The sequence below is a fragment of the Streptomyces sp. NPDC005438 genome (genome assembly GCF_040606315.1).
Taxonomy (GTDB): Bacteria; Actinomycetota; Actinomycetes; order Streptomycetales; family Streptomycetaceae; genus Streptomyces.
On record NZ_JBEXEP010000001.1, the window covers coordinates 199,927 to 218,660 of the forward strand.

General features: G+C 71.6%; 16 protein-coding genes. 7 read left to right on the forward strand and 9 right to left on the reverse strand.

The window, feature by feature from the left end:
- Positions 1–1,398 precede the first annotated feature (1,398 nt).
- Positions 1,399–1,590, forward strand: coding sequence for a hypothetical protein (locus ABZT14_RS00840; protein ID WP_356294889.1), 192 nt, complete (start codon positions 1,399–1,401; stop codon positions 1,588–1,590).
- A 377-nt stretch (positions 1,591–1,967) separates the two neighbouring features.
- On the opposite strand, the gene ABZT14_RS00845 is transcribed toward ABZT14_RS00840, so the two are convergent.
- Positions 1,968–2,420 carry a hypothetical protein gene (locus ABZT14_RS00845; protein ID WP_356294892.1) on the reverse strand — a complete coding sequence of 151 codons (453 nt, stop codon included), beginning with the start codon at positions 2,418–2,420 and terminating at the stop codon, positions 1,968–1,970.
- Between the two features lie 149 nt (positions 2,421–2,569).
- On the opposite strand from ABZT14_RS00845, the gene ABZT14_RS00850 reads away from it, so the two are divergent.
- Positions 2,570–3,751: an amidase gene (locus ABZT14_RS00850; protein ID WP_356294895.1), complete on the forward strand. Its 1,182-nt coding sequence runs from the start codon at positions 2,570–2,572 to the stop codon at positions 3,749–3,751.
- A gap of 132 nt (positions 3,752–3,883) precedes the next feature.
- Here the strand turns inward: ABZT14_RS00850 and ABZT14_RS00855 are convergent, their stop codons facing one another.
- The 4 genes from ABZT14_RS00855 to ABZT14_RS00870 all read right to left on the reverse strand — a co-directional run bounded on the left by ABZT14_RS00855 (position 3,884) and on the right by ABZT14_RS00870 (position 7,328).
- On the reverse strand, positions 3,884–4,885 hold the full coding sequence (locus tag ABZT14_RS00855; RefSeq protein WP_356294898.1) for a hypothetical protein: 1,002 nt from the start codon (positions 4,883–4,885) through the stop codon (positions 3,884–3,886).
- On the reverse strand, positions 4,882–5,229 hold the full coding sequence (locus ABZT14_RS00860; protein ID WP_356294901.1) for a PadR family transcriptional regulator: 348 nt from the start codon (positions 5,227–5,229) through the stop codon (positions 4,882–4,884). The genes ABZT14_RS00855 and ABZT14_RS00860 overlap by 4 nt, the downstream gene beginning before the upstream one ends.
- 1,031 nt (positions 5,230–6,260) lie before the next feature.
- Positions 6,261–6,686: a YjdF family protein gene (locus ABZT14_RS00865; RefSeq protein WP_356294904.1), complete on the reverse strand. Its 426-nt coding sequence runs from the start codon at positions 6,684–6,686 to the stop codon at positions 6,261–6,263.
- Between the two features lie 228 nt (positions 6,687–6,914).
- Entirely contained in the window at positions 6,915–7,328 is a 414-nt protein-coding gene (locus tag ABZT14_RS00870) for an ester cyclase (protein WP_356294908.1), read from the reverse strand.
- A gap of 249 nt (positions 7,329–7,577) precedes the next feature.
- Between ABZT14_RS00870 and ABZT14_RS00875 the strand changes: the two genes are divergently transcribed.
- From ABZT14_RS00875 to ABZT14_RS00885, 3 genes are all read left to right on the forward strand, one after another.
- Positions 7,578–8,606: a methyltransferase gene (locus tag ABZT14_RS00875; RefSeq protein WP_356294911.1), complete on the forward strand. Its 1,029-nt coding sequence runs from the start codon at positions 7,578–7,580 to the stop codon at positions 8,604–8,606.
- A gap of 5 nt (positions 8,607–8,611) precedes the next feature.
- Positions 8,612–9,286 carry a class I SAM-dependent methyltransferase gene (locus ABZT14_RS00880; RefSeq protein WP_356294914.1) on the forward strand — a complete coding sequence of 225 codons (675 nt, stop codon included), beginning with the start codon at positions 8,612–8,614 and terminating at the stop codon, positions 9,284–9,286.
- A 128-nt stretch (positions 9,287–9,414) separates the two neighbouring features.
- On the forward strand, positions 9,415–10,635 hold the full coding sequence (locus tag ABZT14_RS00885) for a cytochrome P450 (RefSeq protein WP_356294917.1): 1,221 nt from the start codon (positions 9,415–9,417) through the stop codon (positions 10,633–10,635).
- A 62-nt stretch (positions 10,636–10,697) separates the two neighbouring features.
- Here ABZT14_RS00885 and ABZT14_RS00890 read toward each other — a convergent pair whose 3' ends face one another.
- The 4 genes from ABZT14_RS00890 to ABZT14_RS00905 all read right to left on the reverse strand — a co-directional run bounded on the left by ABZT14_RS00890 (position 10,698) and on the right by ABZT14_RS00905 (position 14,814).
- Positions 10,698–11,648, reverse strand: coding sequence for a sensor histidine kinase (locus tag ABZT14_RS00890; RefSeq protein WP_356294919.1), 951 nt, complete (start codon positions 11,646–11,648; stop codon positions 10,698–10,700).
- Between the two features lie 223 nt (positions 11,649–11,871).
- Positions 11,872–12,528, reverse strand: a complete 657-nt coding sequence (locus ABZT14_RS00895; protein WP_356294921.1) for a response regulator transcription factor — start codon at positions 12,526–12,528, stop codon at positions 11,872–11,874.
- 187 nt (positions 12,529–12,715) lie between these two features.
- On the reverse strand, positions 12,716–14,200 hold the full coding sequence (locus tag ABZT14_RS00900) for an MFS transporter (protein ID WP_356294924.1): 1,485 nt from the start codon (positions 14,198–14,200) through the stop codon (positions 12,716–12,718).
- Positions 14,197–14,814 carry a TetR/AcrR family transcriptional regulator gene (locus tag ABZT14_RS00905; protein ID WP_356294927.1) on the reverse strand — a complete coding sequence of 206 codons (618 nt, stop codon included), beginning with the start codon at positions 14,812–14,814 and terminating at the stop codon, positions 14,197–14,199. The genes ABZT14_RS00900 and ABZT14_RS00905 overlap by 4 nt, the downstream gene beginning before the upstream one ends.
- 486 nt (positions 14,815–15,300) lie before the next feature.
- Between ABZT14_RS00905 and ABZT14_RS00910 the strand changes: the two genes are divergently transcribed.
- Both ABZT14_RS00910 and ABZT14_RS00915 read left to right on the forward strand, forming a co-directional pair.
- Positions 15,301–16,671, forward strand: a complete 1,371-nt coding sequence (locus ABZT14_RS00910; RefSeq protein WP_356294930.1) for a salicylate synthase — start codon at positions 15,301–15,303, stop codon at positions 16,669–16,671.
- Positions 16,668–18,734 (forward strand): alpha/beta fold hydrolase, encoded by a 2,067-nt coding sequence (locus ABZT14_RS00915; protein ID WP_356294933.1) that lies wholly within the window; start codon positions 16,668–16,670, stop codon positions 18,732–18,734. The genes ABZT14_RS00910 and ABZT14_RS00915 overlap by 4 nt, the downstream gene beginning before the upstream one ends.

Genomic DNA, 18,734 nt, shown 5'->3' on the forward strand with positions numbered 1-18,734 from the left:
TCCTCGTCGCCCGACCTGTTGTTCCGTAACGAGAAAGGATGTGGAGTCCCATGACTCCGGTACAGGGGGCTTGGCTCACCCTGGTATTGGCTCCTGTCGCTCTGATCGCTCTGACGGTCGGTTTTGTGGCGTCACGGCCGAAGCCAGGTAGGGAGGTTCCGCCCTGGGCGAAGGGCGTCAAGACCGTTGGCCTGGTCGCCGTACTGCTGGTGGCCTTCATCCAGATCATGACGTCACCGGCGTGAGTTGGCGCCGGGCTGGGCCGTGGCCGGAAGCACCGGCCGAGATGTCTCACGAGAAGCCGTCCAGGTGGATGTGGATCCGTGCTGGCGCTTGGCTGCGGACCGGTGGTGGACCCGGTCGCTGCTGAGCGGCGGGCAGGGGCCGGAGGGGAGAACCGAATCGCCCCCCGGACTTGCGCGGTGGCTTCGCCGTCTCGCGAAAGCGTCGACAGCGATGGGGCGAGGAGCTGGCCGCGCGTTCTTACGGGAGAAGGAGCGAACGGCGTTCCTGTGGTGATGGAGGAGACGCCATTCCGACGGTAGCCGTAGGAGAACTGGTGGCCGCCTACGCGTTCGGCGCATACGCCAAGGCAAAGGAATTACAAGGGGGAAGGTGATGGCGAAATCCAAGGGGAAAGCGAAGGCCATCGCGAAAACGAAAGCGAAAGCACGGGCCAAAGCGAAGGTCAGGGCGAAGGTGAAGGCGAGAGTCGACGGAGTTCGACCGCGGCAGGAGGCGTGGAGATCCGAACGCCTCGTCGGGGAAGCGCGCTCCTCGCGGACGCGGCACGTACCGCCTGGTCTTGTTCAGCAGAGGACGGCTCTGGGGTCGCCGGCGCTGAGCCCGCTCACCTGCCCCGAACCATGGGACTCTTCAGGCCTTTTGGGCTGGTCTCCCGAGCTGACGAGCCCTCCTCCGGGCTTCACGACAGGCGTCGGGCACTATCCCGCACCCGTGACGATCGTCCTGGCGCGTCGCGATCCCGCCTCCCTCGTATGCGATCTCGCACGGGTCCAGGCAGCCGTCCACGACCTCTTCCGAGCGCTGGGTGACTCCCGGACCTACATCAACGGCAGGAGGGCCGACGAAACCCGCAGCCAAACAAGGATGCTCGCACGTGAACTGAGGCGCATCAGCCGCCGTTTCTATACCGGGTCATGCAGGCGTGCCCGAAGGCACAAACAACTCAGGGGATACGTCAGCACCCGTGGTCGTCATGCTCTCGACGATGGCGGTCTGAGGGGCATGTCCCGGGATCTCACTCGCATCGCACGGGTGTTGGGGAAGAACGGGCCCGGTTCGGGAGTGTCCATGGTGGTACGCGATCACTCGGGACAGGGCACCGCGTCTCGCATGGAGAGAATCTGTCAGGTGTTTCAAGGTGCGTTCGAGAGAATGGCGTTCGATCTGACTGCCGCCGATCTCACGGGTATCCGACTTGAATGGCTGTCCGGGGTTCAGGTCATCTGGTCACCCGACACCATCTGGCCTTTCGGTGTCGCTGACCGGATACGTGCTTCCTCCCTGGAGGTTGACTCCGGTGTCTTCCTGGTGCGTCTGCCTGTCGACGGGGCCAGGAAGGGCTGAGGCGTACCCGGCCCGACGGAGACGGCGAGTTCCGACGTGGAATCTCTGGTGAGGAGGATGATCACGGTCCATGCCGGTGAGCCAACGGCCCGGATTCGGCAACGGGTCGTGCTCCTCGAAGTGGGCGCGCGGACGGTGTACGTGTCGTCGCGGCGGCGACGAAGACGCTCGCCCCGGGGCCTCACCCCGGGGCGGTGACGGTCGTGGTACGGGCCGTCGACCACCGCGTCGTGGGTTCGTCCCGGGGGCGGGTCATCTCCCCGCGCTGGTGGGCGAGTTGGGCTCCGGCCACTTGGTCGGCCCGGTCGGTGCCAGGTGCGTGCGGCAGGGTCAGCCCGCCCTGGGGGTGTGGTCCGGGGCTTCGGTCCGCCTAGGCCTCAGGTGTGGGCGTAGCTGTACAGGCCGGCCCCCGCTTCGGTGGCGGTCGAGGCCAGGGAGTGCAGCCCGTCGAGGTACCTCCGCGCGTAGGCGGGGGTCTCGACCCCGTGGGACGCGGCGGACCAGCGGCCGGCCAGCTCGTCGAGGTCCGGGACCGTCTCCGGGAGGGTGGCGAGTGCGGCCACCAGGTCGGAGGGGACCCGGTTGACGACCGCGAGCTGGCCGGAACGTCTCGCGGCCACCCGATGGCCCCGGCTCTCAAGGTCGCGCCGCCAGCCCAGCAGCATCTTGCCCAACTGGGCGAGGTCCTGGGAGAACTGGGGGCCACGCACCGGTTGGGCGAGCACGATCGCGGCCCGTTCGGGGTCCAGTTCGCCGAAGGGCCCGTACCGCCAGTCGACCGTCTTCGCGGCGCCCTCGTCATTCGCGGCCACCATGTACCAGTACTCCATGGCCGGCAAGATAACCCAGGCGTCCGGCGACCGGGGGAGACGGTCAGCCCACCGGGGGGACGCCGCCCTGGAGTCACGCCCCCGTGGGTCGTACGGCCACACCAGCCGGACCGTACGGCCGGCCAGCCCCTCGCAGAGGAGTACCGCGCATGGCCTCCCGCCCGCCACGGGAAACTCTCCCCGAGTACCCCGAGTTGACCGCCCACCAGATCGCGACCTCGGTGCGGTCCCGTGCCCTGTCGGCGTACGAGACCACGGCGGCGGCCCTGCACCGGGTCATCGACCACGACACCGCGAGGGCCTTCACCGAAGCCTGGCCGGGGCGGGCCGCCGACTACGCCGCCCGGGTCGACCGCCGTCTGCGGGCGGGCGCGTGGCTGCCGCTGGCCGGGGTGCCCCTCGCGGTCAAGGCCACCGAGGGCCTGGGCTCCCCTCAGACCCGTCGGCTGCTGGAGGCCGGTTGCGTTCCGGTGGGGGCGACCTCCACCCCCGGTCCGGGTACCGGTTGGCGCACCTGGGGCTCCACCGCGCGGGGCCCCACGCTCAACCCGTACGACCCCCGCTGGAGTCCGGGCGGTTCCTCGGCGGGCTCGGCCGCCGCCGTGGCGACCCGGCTCGTGCCGCTGGCCACCGGCAGCGACGGCGCCGGGTCGGTGCGCGTCCCGGCCGCCTGGTGCTCGGTGATCGGCCTGAAGCCCACCAACGGCCTGGTGCCCGCCCGCGATCGGGCGGGACTGAACATCGCCGGCCCCCTCGCCCGTACGGCGGCCGACGCCGCCACCTACCTCCAGGCGCTCACCGGCACCCCCGTGTCGCCCCGCCCGGCCTTCCCCGAGCGGCCACCACGGGTCGCCTGGTCGGCCACCCTGGACTTCGCCGACACCCAGGACCGGATCGCCCACGTCGCCCGGTCCCTCCTGGACGACCTGGCCGGCGCCGGGGCTGTCGCCGTACGCGAGGTCCCGGTACGGCTGCCCGACCCCGCCCCGTACTGGTCCGCGCTGCGCGGGGCGGGCGCCATGCCCCCGGACGGCGTGGAACGCGGGGTCGCGGAACTACGGGCGCGACTGGCACGGACCTTCGCCCGGGTCGACCTGATCGCCACCCCGACCACGCCCAACCCGCCGCACGGTCACCAGGGGCCCGGCACCACCCTGAGCGTCGCCCTGACCTGGGCCTTCAACATCAGCGGCCACCCGGCGGTCAGCCTTCCCGCCGGGACCACCCCGGCCGGGGAGCCGGTCGGACTGCACCTGGTCGCCCGACGGCACCGGGAGGCCGACCTGTTGGCCGTCGCGGCGGCGACGGAGACGCTCACCCCGGGGCGGTGACGGTCGTGGTATGGGCCGTCGACCACCGCGTCGTGGGTTCGTCCCGGGGGTGGGTCATCTCCCCACGCTGGTGGGCGAGTTGGGCTCCGGCCACCTGGTTGGCCCGGCTGGTGCCAGGTGCGTGCGGAAGGGTCAGCCCGCGCGGTGGGCGGAGCGCCGGCCCAGCAGGCCCAGCACGAGGGGCACCACGTCCAGGGCGAGCGCCCCACCGGTGAGCAGGATCAGCCACAGCGGACCGTCGGAGACGATGTTGTGCGCCAGGTAGCCGGCGAGGATCACGGCGATGACGGTCTCCTGCACCGCGCTGCGCAGCCACCAGGGGGTACGGGGAGCGCGTTCCTGGTCGGCCAGCCGCAGGGCGTACGACTCGACCGGGCCGAACTCCTCCCGCGCCGGGGTACCGCTGGCCTCCAGGTGTCGGGCGGCGTCCTGGACGAGTGCGGCGGCGCGGGAGGACGGCAGGGCGTGCCGCCGCCGGAGCAGGGTGGAGAGCCGCTCCAACCAGGCCTCGTCGGTGGCCGGTTCCTCGGTGGCGGGCTCGCCCCCGGGGCGGGACCCCGGCTCGTAGCGTGCCGTCAACCAGATCGTCAGGACGCCGACCAGGCAGAGGACGGGGGCCGGGAACCGGCCCCACCCGCCGGTGGGAAGGGTGGTGAAGGCGGTGGCGGCGAGCACCGTGGCCACGAGGGCGCCCAGCCCCCACCAGAGGGCCGCCCGGTCGCGGTGGCGGGAGACGGTGTACGCCAGGGAGCCGGTCACCAGGGCGACGGCGAGGCAGAGGGTGCCCACCAGCCCGGCGGTGGTCACGGTGCGCGTCAGTCCGCCGTCCAGCCAGAGGTAGCCGCCCGCCAGAACGGCCATCACTCCGGTGACGGTGAACGCGGCGAACACGTCGTCCGCGCGGGTGGAGCCGTCCCGGTCGCGGCCGGCGCGTACCTCGGTGGGTATGCGCTCCGTGGCCACGAGGTCGGCGTACTCCTCCGGGGTACCGAACGCCTCCTCGGGGGTCTCGCCGCTCTCCGCGCAGTGCTGGGTGACCTCCTCCAGCACGGTGTCGGCGGTGGCCCGGTCCACGGAACGTGCCGCCAGCTCCAGTCGGAGCCGAGCGTCCCACCTGGTGAACGTGTCCGTCATGACGACTCCTTCTTGACTCCGTCGAGCAACTGGTTCATGGCCTCGGCGAACTGCCGCCAACTCGTCGTCTGCGCCCGCAGTTGGGAACGTCCCAGGTCGGTGAGCCGGTAGACCTTGCGGCCCGGCCCGCCCTCGCCCGGTTCCCAGTGGGCCTCGACCAGTCCGTCGTTCTCCATCCGGCCGAGCACCGGGTAGAGGGCGCCGCCCCGGATGGCGCCGAACCCGTGCGCCTTCAACTCCTGGACCAGGGCGTAACCGTGTTGGTCGCCCTGGTCCAGGACGGCGGCCAGCGCCAGTGGCAGTACGCCGCGCAACCAACTCGACGACGGTTCGACGGGGGGCATGTTCCGTAGACCTCTCTGCTTTCTAGTCGTGCAAGTTGACTAGTTCTTTTTCAGACTACTGTAGTCGGAGCGCTCCCGTCGACCCCGTCCCTCCCGTCTCACCGGCGACCCCGCCCGAGTCGGGGCACGACCAACTGGCGTGGGTCGGGCGGCAGTTGGCGGTACGGGGGCGGGGCGCAGTGGCAGGGCGTCCGCGAACGGTCGGTCACCAGGGGCGGAGGGTGCCCAACCCCGGGCCCTCGGACATGGGGCGCCGGCCGGGGTGGGGGTGGGGGTGCGCGGGGTACCGGGGTACGCGCCCAGCCCGGCGGGGCTCTCCTCTGACAGGGGCGGAGGGCCGTACGGGTGGGGCCACCCTTCGGGTACGGGGGCGGGCTCGGGGTACGCCCCGGAGGCTGGTCCGGCGAGGTCGGCCACCATGTGGGGACTTGGGGGACCGGCCTTGCGGTCTCGTGGTCCGCTTCGGGCGGGTGGCTGGGGAGGTGGGCCGACCGGTGTGCGCCGACCGGTGGGCTCGGCATCGCGGGCGGGTCGGGGCTCGCCGGTGTGGGGAGCCGGTGCGACTTCGACGCTGTCGGGGCGTCAGCTGACGCCGTGTGGATGGCGGGTGGGCCAGGTCCCTCTCCAGGTTGCAGCGCGCGCGAGCGAGCTGGGCGACGAGCCCGTGCACGACGGCAGGCCCGCTCGCTGTCTCGTGACCAAGACGGACGCCAGGGGTTCGTGACGACACCAGCCACAGCGGGGCGCGGGGGCACCCGCCGAAAGGTCGCGGCCGGACGAACGCGGCGGCCGTGTCCGTCATACGGGGGAGACATGGTGGGGAGGCCGCCGGGCGGTCGGGCGTGGGGGTGCCCCGACGGGGCGGGAGTGGGCCGGGCGGGCGTCATCTCCCCCCGGTGGTCAGCCGGTTGGGCGCCGTACCCGTCCACTCCCGCCCCTGGTGGGCCGGGCGCCGTCTCCCGGGGGGTGAGGCGTCGCCCGGTGACTGGGGGCCGGGCGGGGCGGGCGTACCCCTCCGGGCCCGGCGGGGGTCAGCGCCCCCGGTGGCGCGCCTTGGCCTTCTCCCGGGCCAGGGCACGGCGGTGTTCGTCCTCGGCCATCCGACGGCGCTTGGCTGCGGCCTTGCTCTCGACCTTGGACTCCTCGAAGCTGCGGGCCAACGCCTCCTGCGCCGCCGTACTCACCGGGCGGGCGCCCTGCTGGCGCGCGGCGGCCCGGGCGAGGCGCTTGGGGTTCACCGGACGCGGGCGGCTGACCCGGTGCGACTCCACGGGCGGGGACGCGAGCGCCTGCTCCAGCAGGCGGCCGTAGTCGCGGCAGGCGAAGTCCAGCAGTTCCGGCCCGGTGGGCTCGGCACCGAAGACGTGCCGCGCGGCACGCACCCCGTCCGGGTCGTCGATCTCCAGGACACCGACCCAGAACGGATCCTCGAAGAACACGGTGAACGTGCTCGCCATAGGGGCCTCCCATAGTTGTTCCGCCTCGACGTGCCACCTGGCACGGGGAGCGGGAAGCGGACCGGACACCCTGGGAGGGAGGTTACTGACCGCTGACAGCGCGGCGCCCGGACTACCTACCGGACCGTGTTTTCGTACGCTCCCGCTCCACCGCCCAGGGTATCGGCCGGGCACTCGGGCTCCCAGGGGGAATCCGGACGCTCCGGCGACGGCACGGCGCGGGGGACCTCAGGTGACCTGCTCCAGCATGGAGAGCCGGTCGAAGACCGCGCTCCAGGACGTGATCCTCCCGTCCGTCACGGTGACCTTGTCGACGGCCGTCCAGCGCAGGGTCCGGCCGGTCGGCTCGATGCGCCCGCCCTGCGGGTGGACCAGGGCGCCGGAGTGGGTGCCGGTGAAAAGCACCTCCACGCAGATCTTGGAGCCGTCCGCCGACTCGACGGCGTCCACCACCTCACGACGCAGGTCCGGGTAGGACTTGAGATGCCGACCGAGCACGCCTGTGGCGTACTCGCGGCCGGTGCCCTGGGCGCTGGAGGTGCGGAAGACGACGTCCTCGGCGAAGAGGCGGTCGAGTGCCGCCAGGTCCTCGGACTCCACCGCGTTCCAGACCGCGTTCCACAATTCCCTGGCGCTCGCCATCCGTATTCCCCTCCTCGTAGGTGATTTCCCTTGTTCCCGATTGGACTCGGTGGCCACTCGTGGCGGAATCGGGATTGCCCGCACGCGGCTGCGGTTCTTCCGCAACCGGTGCGTGGCACTTCCGTACGACGAAGACCTGTGAACCGCATTTCCCGGTACGGGACTTGACGGTGCGTCGTCGCTGGCCGGAGGGTCATGGCGGCGCTCTGCCACGCCTTTCTCGTGGGCAACGGAGGAATGAGGAAATTCATGAGCAATCCCAGTACGGACCACGACAGCATTGCCGCGCTTCCGGTCATCGAAATGGCCATGTCCTTCTACCAGTCCCGGGTTCTGATGAGCGCCCTGGAACTCGACGTGTTCGGCGCGCTCGCCGACGGTCCGCTGGCGCGGCCGGCGTTGGAGGAGCGGGTCGGACTACACAGCCGGGTCTCGGAGGACTTCCTGGACGCGCTGGTGGCCCTGGGGCTGCTGGCCCGTGGCGAGTCCGGGTACGCCAACAGCGAGCTGGCCGACCGTTTCCTGGTGAAGGGCCGTGACACGTACGTCGGGGGCTTCGCCGAGATGGGCGGCGCCTCGCTGTACCCGCTGTGGATGAAGCTCACCGACCTGCTGCGTACCGGCGAACCGCAGATCCCGCCGGGCGGCAACTTCTTCCAGGGCCTCTACCAACGCCCCGAGGCCGCCCGGAAGTTCATGGACGCCATGGACACCTTCAACGACGAGATCGCGGCCAAGCTCAGCGCGGCGGCCGACTGGAGCGGGTTCGAGCGCCTGGTCGACGTCGGCGGCGCCCGCGGTGACCTGTCGGTACGGCTGGTGGAGCGGCACCCGGGTCTGTCGGCGGTCTGCTTCGACCTGCCGCAGATCGAGCCGCTGTTCAAGGAGCGGGTGGCGGACAGCGGGGTCGAGGACCGGGTGACCCTCCACGGCGGTGACTTCGTCACCGACGAACTGCCGCCGGCCGACGTCTACGTCTTCGGCCACATCCTCCACGGCCGGGACCTCGACCAGCGGCAGGGCCTGGTCAACCGGGCCTACGCCGGACTGCGGCCGGGCGGCTGCCTGTTCGTCTTCGACCGCATGATCGACGACGCGCGCAACGAGAGGCACCTGAGCCTGCTCGGCAGCCTCGGGATGGCGCTGGTCTCGAAGATCGGCAGCGAGTACACGCCGGGAACGTGCCGGTCGTGGCTGGACGCGGCCGGGTTCGAGACGGTGTCGGTCGAGCCGCTGGGAGCCACCGACACGCTCGTCGTGGCCCGCAAGCCGGCCTGACCACGATGGCCGCACAGGAACGTGACCCGGGGGTCGACGCGGGCCAGGAGGTCTACTCGGACCGGGTGTTGAGGATCTACGACCCACTGGTGCTCTGGCTCACCAACAGCGCGGTGTGGCGCTGTCCGCGTCGGGTGATGCGGGGGATGTACCAGCGCAACGTCGGCGCCCGGCACCTGGAGGTCGGCGTCGGCACCGGGTACTTCCTGCACCGCTGCCGCTTCCCGGTCCCCGACCCGGACATCCACCTGGTCGACCTCAACGTCGCCACCCTGCGGTACGCCTCGCGGCGGCTGGCCCGGTACCAGCCGACCACCCGGCAGGCGAACATCCTGGAACCGCTGCCGGTCAGCGAACGCCGCTACGACTCGGCCGGCGTGAACATGGTCCTGCACTGCCTCCCCGGGGGCGACCTGCGGGGCAAGGCGAAGGCCCTCGCCCACGTCGCCGCCACCGTGCGCCCCGGGGGGAGGGTCTTCGGCAGCACGATCCTCGCGCACGGGGTCGAGGTGAACCCGGCCGCCCGGGCCATGCTGCGCAACCACAACGAGCGCGGCATCCTCAACAACGCCGGCGACCGCCTGGAGGACCTCCACGAGGTCATGGCCGATCACTTCACGGACCACACCGTGTGGACCCGGGGCTGCTTCGCCCTCTTCGAGGCCACGGTGGACGCCTGATCCGGTTCCGTACCCCCGGCCCACCTCCCTCGCGATCCGGCCGGGGCGGGCCGGGCCCGTACGACTCCTCCCCTCCTTCCCGACGGGCCGGTACGGCCAGAGCCGTCCCGGCCAGACTGGAGCACCGCATGTCCCTGGCTCCCGACACGCGGCCGGGCGAGGCCCCGGCGTACCCCTTCCGCACCGCTGTCGGCCTCGCGCCCGACCCGGAGTTCCGCGCGATGCGGCGGGACCGCCCCGTCTACCGGGCCACCCTGCCCTACGGGGGCGAGGCCTGGTTGGTCGCCCGGTACCGCGACGTACGGACGGTCATGGCCGACCCACGGTTCAGCCGTGCCGCCACCACCGAGCCCGACCGGGCCCGTTTCGAGCCGGTGCCCCCACCCCCGGTGGGGATCTTCGTCTCCGACCCGCCGGAGCACAACCGGCTGCGGAAGCTGGTCGCCCAGGCGTTCACCGCCCGCCGCGTCGAGGCGCTGCGACCACGGGTGCGCGAGCGCGTGGACCAGCTCCTGGAACGGATGCGTACCGAGGGGGAGAACGGCCCGGTCGACTTCGTGGAGCACTTCGCCCTGCCCCTCCCGGTCACGGTCATCTGCGAACTCCTCGGCATCCCGGAGGGGGACCGGGAACGGTTCCGCACCTGGTGCGACGCCCTGCTGTCCACCACCGCGCTGACACGGGAGGAGATCGGGGCGTCGCGCCGGGCGCTGTCGGAGTACCTGGCCGACCAGGTCGCGGCCCGTCGCCGCGAGCCGACGGACGACCTGCTGGGCGGGCTGGTGCAGGCTCGTGACGACGGTGAGCGGCTGGGCGAACAGGAGCTGGTGGTGTTCGCCGGTGGCCTGCTGGTGGCCGGCTACGAGACCACGGCCAGCCAGTTGGCGAACTTCACCTTCCTGCTGACCCAACAGCCCGAACTGTGGCGGGAGTTGCTCGCCCACCCGGAGCGGGTGCCGGACGCGGTGGAGGAGATGCTGCGGTACGTGCCCTCACTGGTCACCGGTGGCTTCACCCGGGTGGCCACCGAGGACGTGGAACTGAGCGGGACCCTGATCCGCGCGGGGGAGACCGTGGTGCCGCTGCTGGGCTCGGCCAACCACGACGAGGAGGTCTTCGAGGAGCCGGAGCGCGTACGCCTGGACCGGGACCACAACCCCCACATCGCCTTCGGCCACGGCCCCCACCGGTGTGTGGGGGCACAGCTGGCGCGGGTGGAACTCCAGGAGGCGCTGACCGGCATCCTCACCCGGTTCCCGGGGCTGCGGCTGGCCCAGGAGGTCCACGAGGGGATGTGGAAGACCGGGATGATCGTGCGCGGGGTGCGGGAGTTGGCGGTGTGCTGGTAGCGGTCGGGAGAGACTCCGGGGTGACCGCGACCGGGCGGGTCGTGGTCACCCCGGGTAGGCCCTCACACGCTGAACGACGCCGTGTGCTCGTCCTCCGGGCGCCCCTCGGGGTGGCCCCTCCGACCCCCGTCCGGGCCCTCCACCGGGGCCGCCTCCCGGGGGCTGCGCGCCGCGAGCTGCCCCCCGGGCCGCGCGGGAAGCAGGAAGCGGACGGTGGTGCCGTGCGGGGTGTCCCGGTCCCGCTCCCGGTCCGAGGCGGTCCGTGAACGGATGGTCAGACTGCCCTCGCACTGGCCGACGCGCTCGCGCATACCCGAGATCCCGATGCCCGAGGTGGCCGTGGAGGGGTCGAACCCCCGCCCGTCGTCGGTCACTTCGCCCAGCACGCAGTAGCGGTGGAGCCGTACGCGGATGCGGACCTCGGTCGCCCCGCTGTGGCGCACCGCGTTGTTCAGCGCCTCCTGGAGGACCCGGTAGGCGGTGAGTTCGGCGGCCGGGCTGGCGCGCCGGCCTCTGGCGCCGGCCTGGACGGTCACCGGTACGGCGATCTGCCAGGTGCTGCCCACCTGTTGGGCCAGGTGTTCCACGGCCGCGGCGAGCCCCTTCTCCGCGAGGTGGCTGGGCATGAGGTCGTGGCTCAGGCTGCGGATGGCCCTGATCTGCTCGTCCAGCAGCCGGGAGGCGACGGCCGCGGACTCGGCCAGGGTCTCGGGCCGCTCGTCGCGGAGCGCCATCCGCAGGCTCATCCGCGCCGTGGCCAGGTTCTGGAGGGTGTCGTCGTGCAGGTCCCGGGCGATCCGGGAGCGGGCGTTCTCCTCGCCCTGGATATACGCCGAACTCCACACCTGTTGAACGATTCCATGTCGGTAACGGGCGCCGGCGACAAAGGAGATACCTATACAGCAGACCACCGCGAGGTGGCCGTACGCCGAATAGAGTGACTCCGGGTTGGCGAGCACGATGACGGTCACCGCACCCCCGGCCAGCATTCCGTCGGCGAGACGTTTCGCCATTCCCTGGCGAAGTGGCCCGAATACGCTGGCGGCAGCGACGAAAGCGCACAGGAGAAGCCATGAGGTCAGCCATGGCTTCAGTAGGTCCCGCGCTATGAGGTCCATTCCGCAGACGACGACCAGAAGGCCCATCACGATACGTGCGGCACGTCCTGCTCTCCGCATAGTTCCCCCGTGGGCCCGTTCGGCCCGAATGTACGATTGTGGCGGTTACGGTCGCGGTTCAGCCGACCAGCAGGCCCTTTGTGCGCGCGTATTCACTGAGTTCGGCGCGTGTGCGCAGGTCCAGTTTCATGCGGAGGGAAGCGCGTAGCGATTCCACCGTCCGCAGACTGACGAAGAGCGAGCGGGCGATTTCCTGGTTGGTCAGGCCGGCCGCGATCTTGGAGAGAACCTCCTGTTCACGCTCGGTCATACCGTCCGGCGGCGCGTTGTCCGGCAGGGTGGCGAGCCGGGCGCCGAGGGAGGTGTCCAGGTAGGTGCCGCCGGAGTGCAGGGCCCGGGCGGCGGACTCCAGTTCGTCGGCGGTGGCCTCTTTGCAGAGGTAACCCCGGGCGCCGGAGCGCAGGGCCTCCTGGGCGTACGACGGATCGTCGTGCATGGTCAGCACCAGGATTCCGGTGCCGGGTGACTCGGCTGCCAGGTGCGGAATATCGGAAAGGACGTTCCGGTTCCCGAGGTTGAGATCCAGAATGAGCAGGTCCGGGCGGTGGCGGCGAATCTGGTGGACCGCGTCCGCGTAACTCCCGGTTTCCGCCACGACGTCGAAGAACGGGTCGTCGAGAAGTAGACGTATTCCGTGGCGGAACAGCGTGTGGTCATCGGCGATGACGACTCGGCATATTCCCTGACGGGTCACTGTGTTTGTGGGCTGAACCATCGCGGACAAGGCACCCCCATACCCTAGGCGAACGACTCACTGCCGGTGAATGCTACGCCGGCCCTGGCAAGTGTGCCACGGGCATCGGGTTTAGCGGGCAAAGGTATGGGTTCTTCCGCTGCCCGGGCGGTGGAAACTGAATGTTCAACCAGCCACGACGGTGAAATGAACACCGCCCGGGCGGTGTTCACGCCCGCTCGGTGCCCGGCCTCCCGCGCTTCGGCAGGAACACGGCCAGCAGGGCCGCCAGGAGGTACACGCCCACCTCGATGAGCAGGGTGCCGAACAGCGCATCGCCGAAGGTGTCGGGGAACGAGGCGGGGTTCGCGCCCTGGAGGTCACCCACGAAACCGAAGAACGCCATGCCGATGAGCGCGACACCGAAGGCGCCGCCGAGCTGCTGGGTGGTGGCCAGGGCGCCGGAGGCCGAACCGATCTGGTGTCCGGTGATGCCCTCCAGGACCCGGTCCACGGCCACCGGTGCGAACAGTCCGAGGCCCACACCGATCACGAAAAGCATCGGAACGAAGCTCCAGGCGTTCACCTCGTGCCCGGTGCGATGGACCTGCCAGGCCAGGGCCGACATGCCCAGCGCCATCACGAGGTTCGGCACGCACAGCGACCAGCGGTCCAACCGTGCCGAGACCTTGTCGGAGACCGCCGAGGCCACCACGGTGCCCAGGGCGAACGGCAGGGTGGCGACGCCCGCCGCCAGCGCGCTCATCCCGAAGCCGACCTGGAGGTAGAGGGTGAACACCAGGGCGTAGACGGGCAGTCCGGTGAAGAAGACGGTGATCACGAGCAGGCCCACGGTGAACGCGCGGTGCCGGAAGAGGCCGATCTGGAGCAGCGGCATGATCCCCCGGCGCTCGACCGACCGCTGCCGCAGGGCGAACGCCACGAGCAGGGCGCAGGCGGCGGCCAGCATGGCGAACATCCAGGCGGGCCAGCCCATTTCGCGGCCCTGCACCAGGGGAAAGAGCAGCAGGAACATGCCGAGCACGACCAGCGGAACGGACAGCAGGTCGACGCGCTCGGTGACCCGTGGCCGGCGGTTGTCCAGGAGCACCACGGCGCCGACGACGGCGGCGACCGCGATCGGGACGTTCACGTAGAAGATGGTCCGCCAGCCCAGGCCCGCCAGGTCCCAGTCGATGAGGAGGCCTCCGAGGAGCGGGCCGAGGATGGTCGCGAGGCCGAGGCAGGCGGCCACCATGCCGAAGGCCTGCTGCCGTTTCTCGGCCGGGACCCGCAGCTGGACGACGGAGTAGGCCTGCGGGTACATCAGCCCGCTGCCGAGCCCCTGGAGGATGCGGAAGGCCACCAGCGCGGCGGGGGAGCCGGCGGCTCCGCACAACGCGCTGGAGGCGCCGAACAGGGACATGCCGAGCAGGAAGACGCGTCGGCTGCCGATGAGGTCGCCCAGGCGGCCGGAGACCAGCAGCACGCAGGCGAAGGCGAGTTGGTACCCGGCCACGATCAGCTGGGTGTGGGCGGAGGTGGCGTGCAGTTCGTCCCGGATGGCGGGGACGGCGACGTTGATGATGCTGACGTCGACCATCTGCACGAAGGCGGCGACCAGGACGACGGAGACCACCAGGAACGGGTGGCGGTCTCCGAGGCTTCCCCCGGGCGGGGTCGCCGCGTCGCGCTGTTCGGCGAACGTGGTCATGGGGTCTTCCTTCGCTGTTGCCCCGCGCCGCGCGGTTCGCCGAGCGCGGGGAGGATCAGGCCGTTGACGACCCGGTCGACGAAGGCGTCGTCGAGGGGTTCGTCCGGCTGGTACAGGACGCGTTGGAGCAGCAGGGCGGGCGCGGCGTCGATCAGCAGGTCGATGTCCGGGCCGGGGGCCAGTTCCCCACGTTCCAGGGCGCGTTCGTAGACACCTCGGGCGGCGGCCCGGCGGCCTGCCAGGAACAACCGGTCGAAGGACTCGGTGAGTTCGGGGCGGGTGGCCACCGCCGCGACGATGGCGGCGATCCGGGAACGGTTGCGCTTCAGGGCGCGGGCGCTGTGCCGCAGCATCAGCCGCAGGTCCTCGACCAGTTCGCCGGTGTCCGGCACGGGCACCACGCTGCTGGTGACGTTGAGCAGCGCCGCGCAGATCAGTGCCTCCTTGGAGGGCCAGCGGCGGTAGACGGTGGCCTTGCTGGCCTGTGCCCGACGGGCGACGGCGTCGATCGTGAGCCCCTCGTAGCCGACCTCGTCCAGAAGCTCGATCACGGCGCTGAGCAGCGCCTCCTCACGGGCGGCGTCACGGGGTCGACCGCCTGCTCCCTTGGACATCGGGTCCTCGCCTGTGGGTTCGGAGTTACGGCACCAGCCGTTTCGAAACGTTCGGTACTGTAACTGTCGGGGCAACGCTCCGCAACCGACGCCGGCGTTGTCCCGTACTCCGCGACCACGCGGCCCTCCTCGGCGGGTGGCCGAGGCGAGGGGGAACCCCGGTACGCCGGCTGGGCAGGGCCACCAGCGGGGCCCGGCCGTGGCCACGGACCCCGGCAACGTCCGGGGGACACCCCCACCAGGCGCCGGAGCCGGGCTTCGGGAACCCGGCCTGGGCGCGCGTGGGCCGACCGGCGCGGACGCCCAGGAGTCGTGTCGGCCCGCCGGGGCCGGGCGCACCGCGCGCCCCCGGATTGCGGAAGTCCCGCACAACTCCTGCGGCCCCTCCGGCAGTTCGTGCGGACTTCGCTGGTACCGGGCCCCACCCCGCCCGGACGACCGTGGACCCACACGTCGGGAGCAGTCGTACGCCAAGGAGAAGCGGGAATGTCGCATCGGCGCAGATACCTGGAGCGTGAGCTGGCCGTTTCCTGTGGGCCACTGCGGAACGTCGCCAGGCTGGCCTCGTCAGGAGTGCTCGGTGGTTACGTGGTCTTCGAGAAGCACGGCCGGTACCAGGTCTGCGCGGACCCGCTCGCCGAGATCCGCCTAGACGGCGACCGGTTGCGGGCCTGGTACGACGGTGAGTCCGTCACCGACGAGCGCACCGCCGACCCCCTGCGCCGTATCGGCCGGTGCCTGGACGCGCTCCCCGTGGAGTCCTGGCGGGCGTACGGCTGGACCGCGTTCGAACTCGGCTGCGCCCTCGCCGGAGTCCCGGTCGGCGAACAGCGGTTGGCCCACCTGGTGGTGCCACGGGTGGAGGTCGAGCTGACGGAGGGCCACGCCCGGGTGCGCGCGCTCACCGCCCAGGCGCTGGACACCGTCACCGGACTGCTGACCGCCTCCGAGACGCCGGCCCCCGCCGCGACCCCGCGCCGGGTGGACACGGACCAGTCGGGGGCGCAGACCTACCAGGCCGCCGTCCGTCTGGCCGTCGAGGACATCCGCGCCGGCCGGCTCCAGAAGGTGATCCTCTCCCGGACGGTACCGGTGGATTTCGACGTCGACCTGGTCGCCACCTATGTGCACGGCCGGGAGAACAACACCCCGGCCCGCTCCTTCCTGCTGGACCTCGACGGCACCACCGCCGCCGGGTTCAGCCCCGAGACCGTCCTGGAGACGGAGGGCGGCCACGTCACCACCCAGCCGCTGGCCGGCACCCGGCGCCGTTCCGCCGACCCGGCCGAGACCCGGCGTCTGCGCGCCGAGCTGTACGCCAGCGACAAGGAGATCCTGGAGCACGCGGTGTCCGTGAAGACCTCCGTGGAGGAACTCGGCACGGTCTGCCGGCCCGGCTCGGTACGGGTCGCCGACTTCATGGGCATCCGCGAGCGTGGCAGCGTCCAGCACCTCGCCTCCCGGGTCAGCGGCGACCTGGCGCCCGGCAGCGACGTCTGGGACGCGTTCGCCGCGACCTTCCCCGCCGTCACCGCCTCCGGCATCCCCAAGGCCGCCGCCTACGAGTGCCTGCGCCGCCTGGAGACCGAACCCCGGGGCCTGTACGCCGGAGCCGTACTCACCGTGGACAGCGACGGCGCCATGGACGCCGCGCTGGTGCTCCGTACCGTCTACCAGTCCGGCGACCGCACCTGGCTGCGCGCCGGAGCCGGGATCGTCGAACAGTCCGATCCCGAGCGCGAGTACGAGGAGACCCGCGAGAAGCTGGAGTCCGTCTCCCGCTACCTCGTCCCGGCCGCCCCCGGTGGCCGGTCCGGTGCCCGTGCGGACGTGTACGCCGAGGCGGGTGCCGCATGAGCAAGCGCGTGGTCGTCACCGGAATCGGGATCCTGGCCCCCAGCGGAGCCACCCCGGAGGAGTTCTGGCGCAGCAACGCCGAGGGCCGCACCCACCTGCGCTACGAACCCCTCATGCGGGAGATCGGCATGAAGTCGAGCACCGTCGCCTCCATCGAGGGCTTCGACCTGGCCGACCACCACAGCGCGCGGGACGCGGCCGAACTGGAGAAGTACAGCCGCTTCGTCCAACTCTCCGTCACCGCCGGCCTGTTGGCCTGCCGTGACGCCCGGCTGGACCGTGGGGGCTTCGACCCCGGCCGCGCCGGTACGGTGCTGTCCTCCGCCATCGGCGGCACCCCGGAGTTCCAGACCGCCTACGAGGAACAGACCGACCACGGCCGTTCCCCGCTCCGCCCCTTCCCCGAGGACCACCCCTTCTACGACTCGGTGTTCCTCAACTACACCCCCAGCTGGCTGGCCCGCAGGTTCGGCCTGCGCGGCCCCAGCGGCACCCTCACCACCGGATGCACCGCCGGACTGGACGCCCTGGGCCTGGCCTTCGAGCAGATCCGACAGGGCGAACTCGACCTGGCCGTGGCGGGCGCGGGCGAGGCCCCGTTGTCCGGCCTGGCCTACTCCACCCTCGACGTCATCGGCTCGCTCGCCGTCGTGGACGGCCCCCCGGAGACCGCCTCCCGCCCCTTCGACGCCACACGCGGCGGCTTCGTCCTCGGCGAGGGCGCGGCGGCGCTGGTCCTGGAGGAGTACGAGCACGCGCTGGCCCGAGGCGCGGACGTCCACGCCGAGGTCCTCGGCTTCGCCAGCTCCAACAACGCCTTCCACATGAGCGACCTCGCCCAGGACGGACTGTCGATGTCCGTCGTCATCGAGGACGTGCTGCGCGACGCCGGCATCGACGGCACCGAGATCGACTACGTCAACGCCCACGGCAGCTCCACGCCGCAGAACGACCTGTTCGAAACGCAGGCCCTCAAGCGGGTCCTGGGTACGGAGCACGCCCACCGCACCCCGGTCAGCTCCACCAAGTCGATGATCGGGCACTCGCTGTCCTCGGCGAGCATGGTCGGCGCGGTCGCCGCGATGGGCGCGCTGCGCGGCGGCGTCGTACCGCCCACGATGAACTACGCCGTCCCCGACCCCGACTGCGACCTGGACTACGTGCCCAACCAGGCCCGGGCCCACGACACCCGTACCGCGCTGGTCAGCGCCAGCGGCTTCGGCGGCATCCACTCCTGCGCCGTACTGCGCCGCGTCGAGGAGCCGCCCGGGACGGTGCGCACCCGCACCCTCAGCGGTTCCGGGGCCACCGCGCTGGTCCTCGGAGAGGCCGCCGCCCCCGGCCCGGTGACGCTGTTCCTGCACGGCTTCGGCGGGAGCGCCGCCCACTGGGGGCCGGTACTGCGGTCCATGGCCGTCCGGGACCCGGACGCCCGGGCGGTGGCGCTGGACCTGCCCGGTCACGGCACCAACTCCCTGGCCGTCGACTGCGGACGCGACCGGGTACGGGCCTTCCTCCTGGACGCGCTCCGGCAGCTGGGCTGCCCACCCGAGGTCACCGTGGTCGGCCACTCACTGGGCGGGCTGGTCGCCCTCGACCTCGCCGCCACCACCCCCGAGCGGATCCGGCGGGTGGCCGTGGTCGGCTCCGCCACCCGCGTCCGGCTGCACCCCTTGCTGGTGGACCAGGTGCTGGCCGGCGAGATCGACGAGGACTTCCTCGCCGCCGGACTGCGCCAGCCCGAGGACCACGACACCGTACGGCTGCTGGTGGACGGCTTCCGCGCGCTGCGGCTGCCCTCGGCGGACGCCGACGTGTGGGGCGTACGCCAGAACGTCGACGCACACCCGACCCACCCCGACGTGCCGGCACTGGTCCTGATCGCCGCCGACGACCGGGTGGTCTCCCCACGCCGCAGCCGTGCCCTGGCGGAACAGCTGCCACAGGGGCGGGCCGAGGTGCTGCCGGAGGCCGACCACTACGTCCTGGTCGAGCGTCCACGGCAGGTGTGGGAGCGCCTGCGCGACTTCCTGACCGCCGCCTCACCACGCACGGAGGTCTGA

Bases quoted from the DNA above. Each gene is read 5' to 3' on its own strand.
- ABZT14_RS00840 (WP_356294889.1), top strand. From the start codon at position 1,399: ATGGCGTTCGATCTGACTGCCGCCGATCTCACGGGTATCCGACTTGAA.
- ABZT14_RS00845 (WP_356294892.1), bottom strand. From the start codon at position 2,420: ATGGAGTACTGGTACATGGTGGCCGCGAATGACGAGGGCGCCGCGAAG.
- ABZT14_RS00850 (WP_356294895.1), top strand. From the start codon at position 2,570: ATGGCCTCCCGCCCGCCACGGGAAACTCTCCCCGAGTACCCCGAGTTG.
- ABZT14_RS00855 (WP_356294898.1), bottom strand. From the start codon at position 4,885: ATGACGGACACGTTCACCAGGTGGGACGCTCGGCTCCGACTGGAGCTG.
- ABZT14_RS00860 (WP_356294901.1), bottom strand. From the start codon at position 5,229: ATGCCCCCCGTCGAACCGTCGTCGAGTTGGTTGCGCGGCGTACTGCCA.
- ABZT14_RS00865 (WP_356294904.1), bottom strand. From the start codon at position 6,686: ATGGCGAGCACGTTCACCGTGTTCTTCGAGGATCCGTTCTGGGTCGGT.
- ABZT14_RS00870 (WP_356294908.1), bottom strand. From the start codon at position 7,328: ATGGCGAGCGCCAGGGAATTGTGGAACGCGGTCTGGAACGCGGTGGAG.
- ABZT14_RS00875 (WP_356294911.1), top strand. From the start codon at position 7,578: ATGAGCAATCCCAGTACGGACCACGACAGCATTGCCGCGCTTCCGGTC.
- ABZT14_RS00880 (WP_356294914.1), top strand. From the start codon at position 8,612: ATGGCCGCACAGGAACGTGACCCGGGGGTCGACGCGGGCCAGGAGGTC.
- ABZT14_RS00885 (WP_356294917.1), top strand. From the start codon at position 9,415: ATGTCCCTGGCTCCCGACACGCGGCCGGGCGAGGCCCCGGCGTACCCC.
- ABZT14_RS00890 (WP_356294919.1), bottom strand. From the start codon at position 11,648: ATGGCGAAACGTCTCGCCGACGGAATGCTGGCCGGGGGTGCGGTGACC.
- ABZT14_RS00895 (WP_356294921.1), bottom strand. From the start codon at position 12,528: ATGGTTCAGCCCACAAACACAGTGACCCGTCAGGGAATATGCCGAGTC.
- ABZT14_RS00900 (WP_356294924.1), bottom strand. From the start codon at position 14,200: ATGACCACGTTCGCCGAACAGCGCGACGCGGCGACCCCGCCCGGGGGA.
- ABZT14_RS00905 (WP_356294927.1), bottom strand. From the start codon at position 14,814: ATGTCCAAGGGAGCAGGCGGTCGACCCCGTGACGCCGCCCGTGAGGAG.
- ABZT14_RS00910 (WP_356294930.1), top strand. From the start codon at position 15,301: ATGTCGCATCGGCGCAGATACCTGGAGCGTGAGCTGGCCGTTTCCTGT.
- ABZT14_RS00915 (WP_356294933.1), top strand. From the start codon at position 16,668: ATGAGCAAGCGCGTGGTCGTCACCGGAATCGGGATCCTGGCCCCCAGC.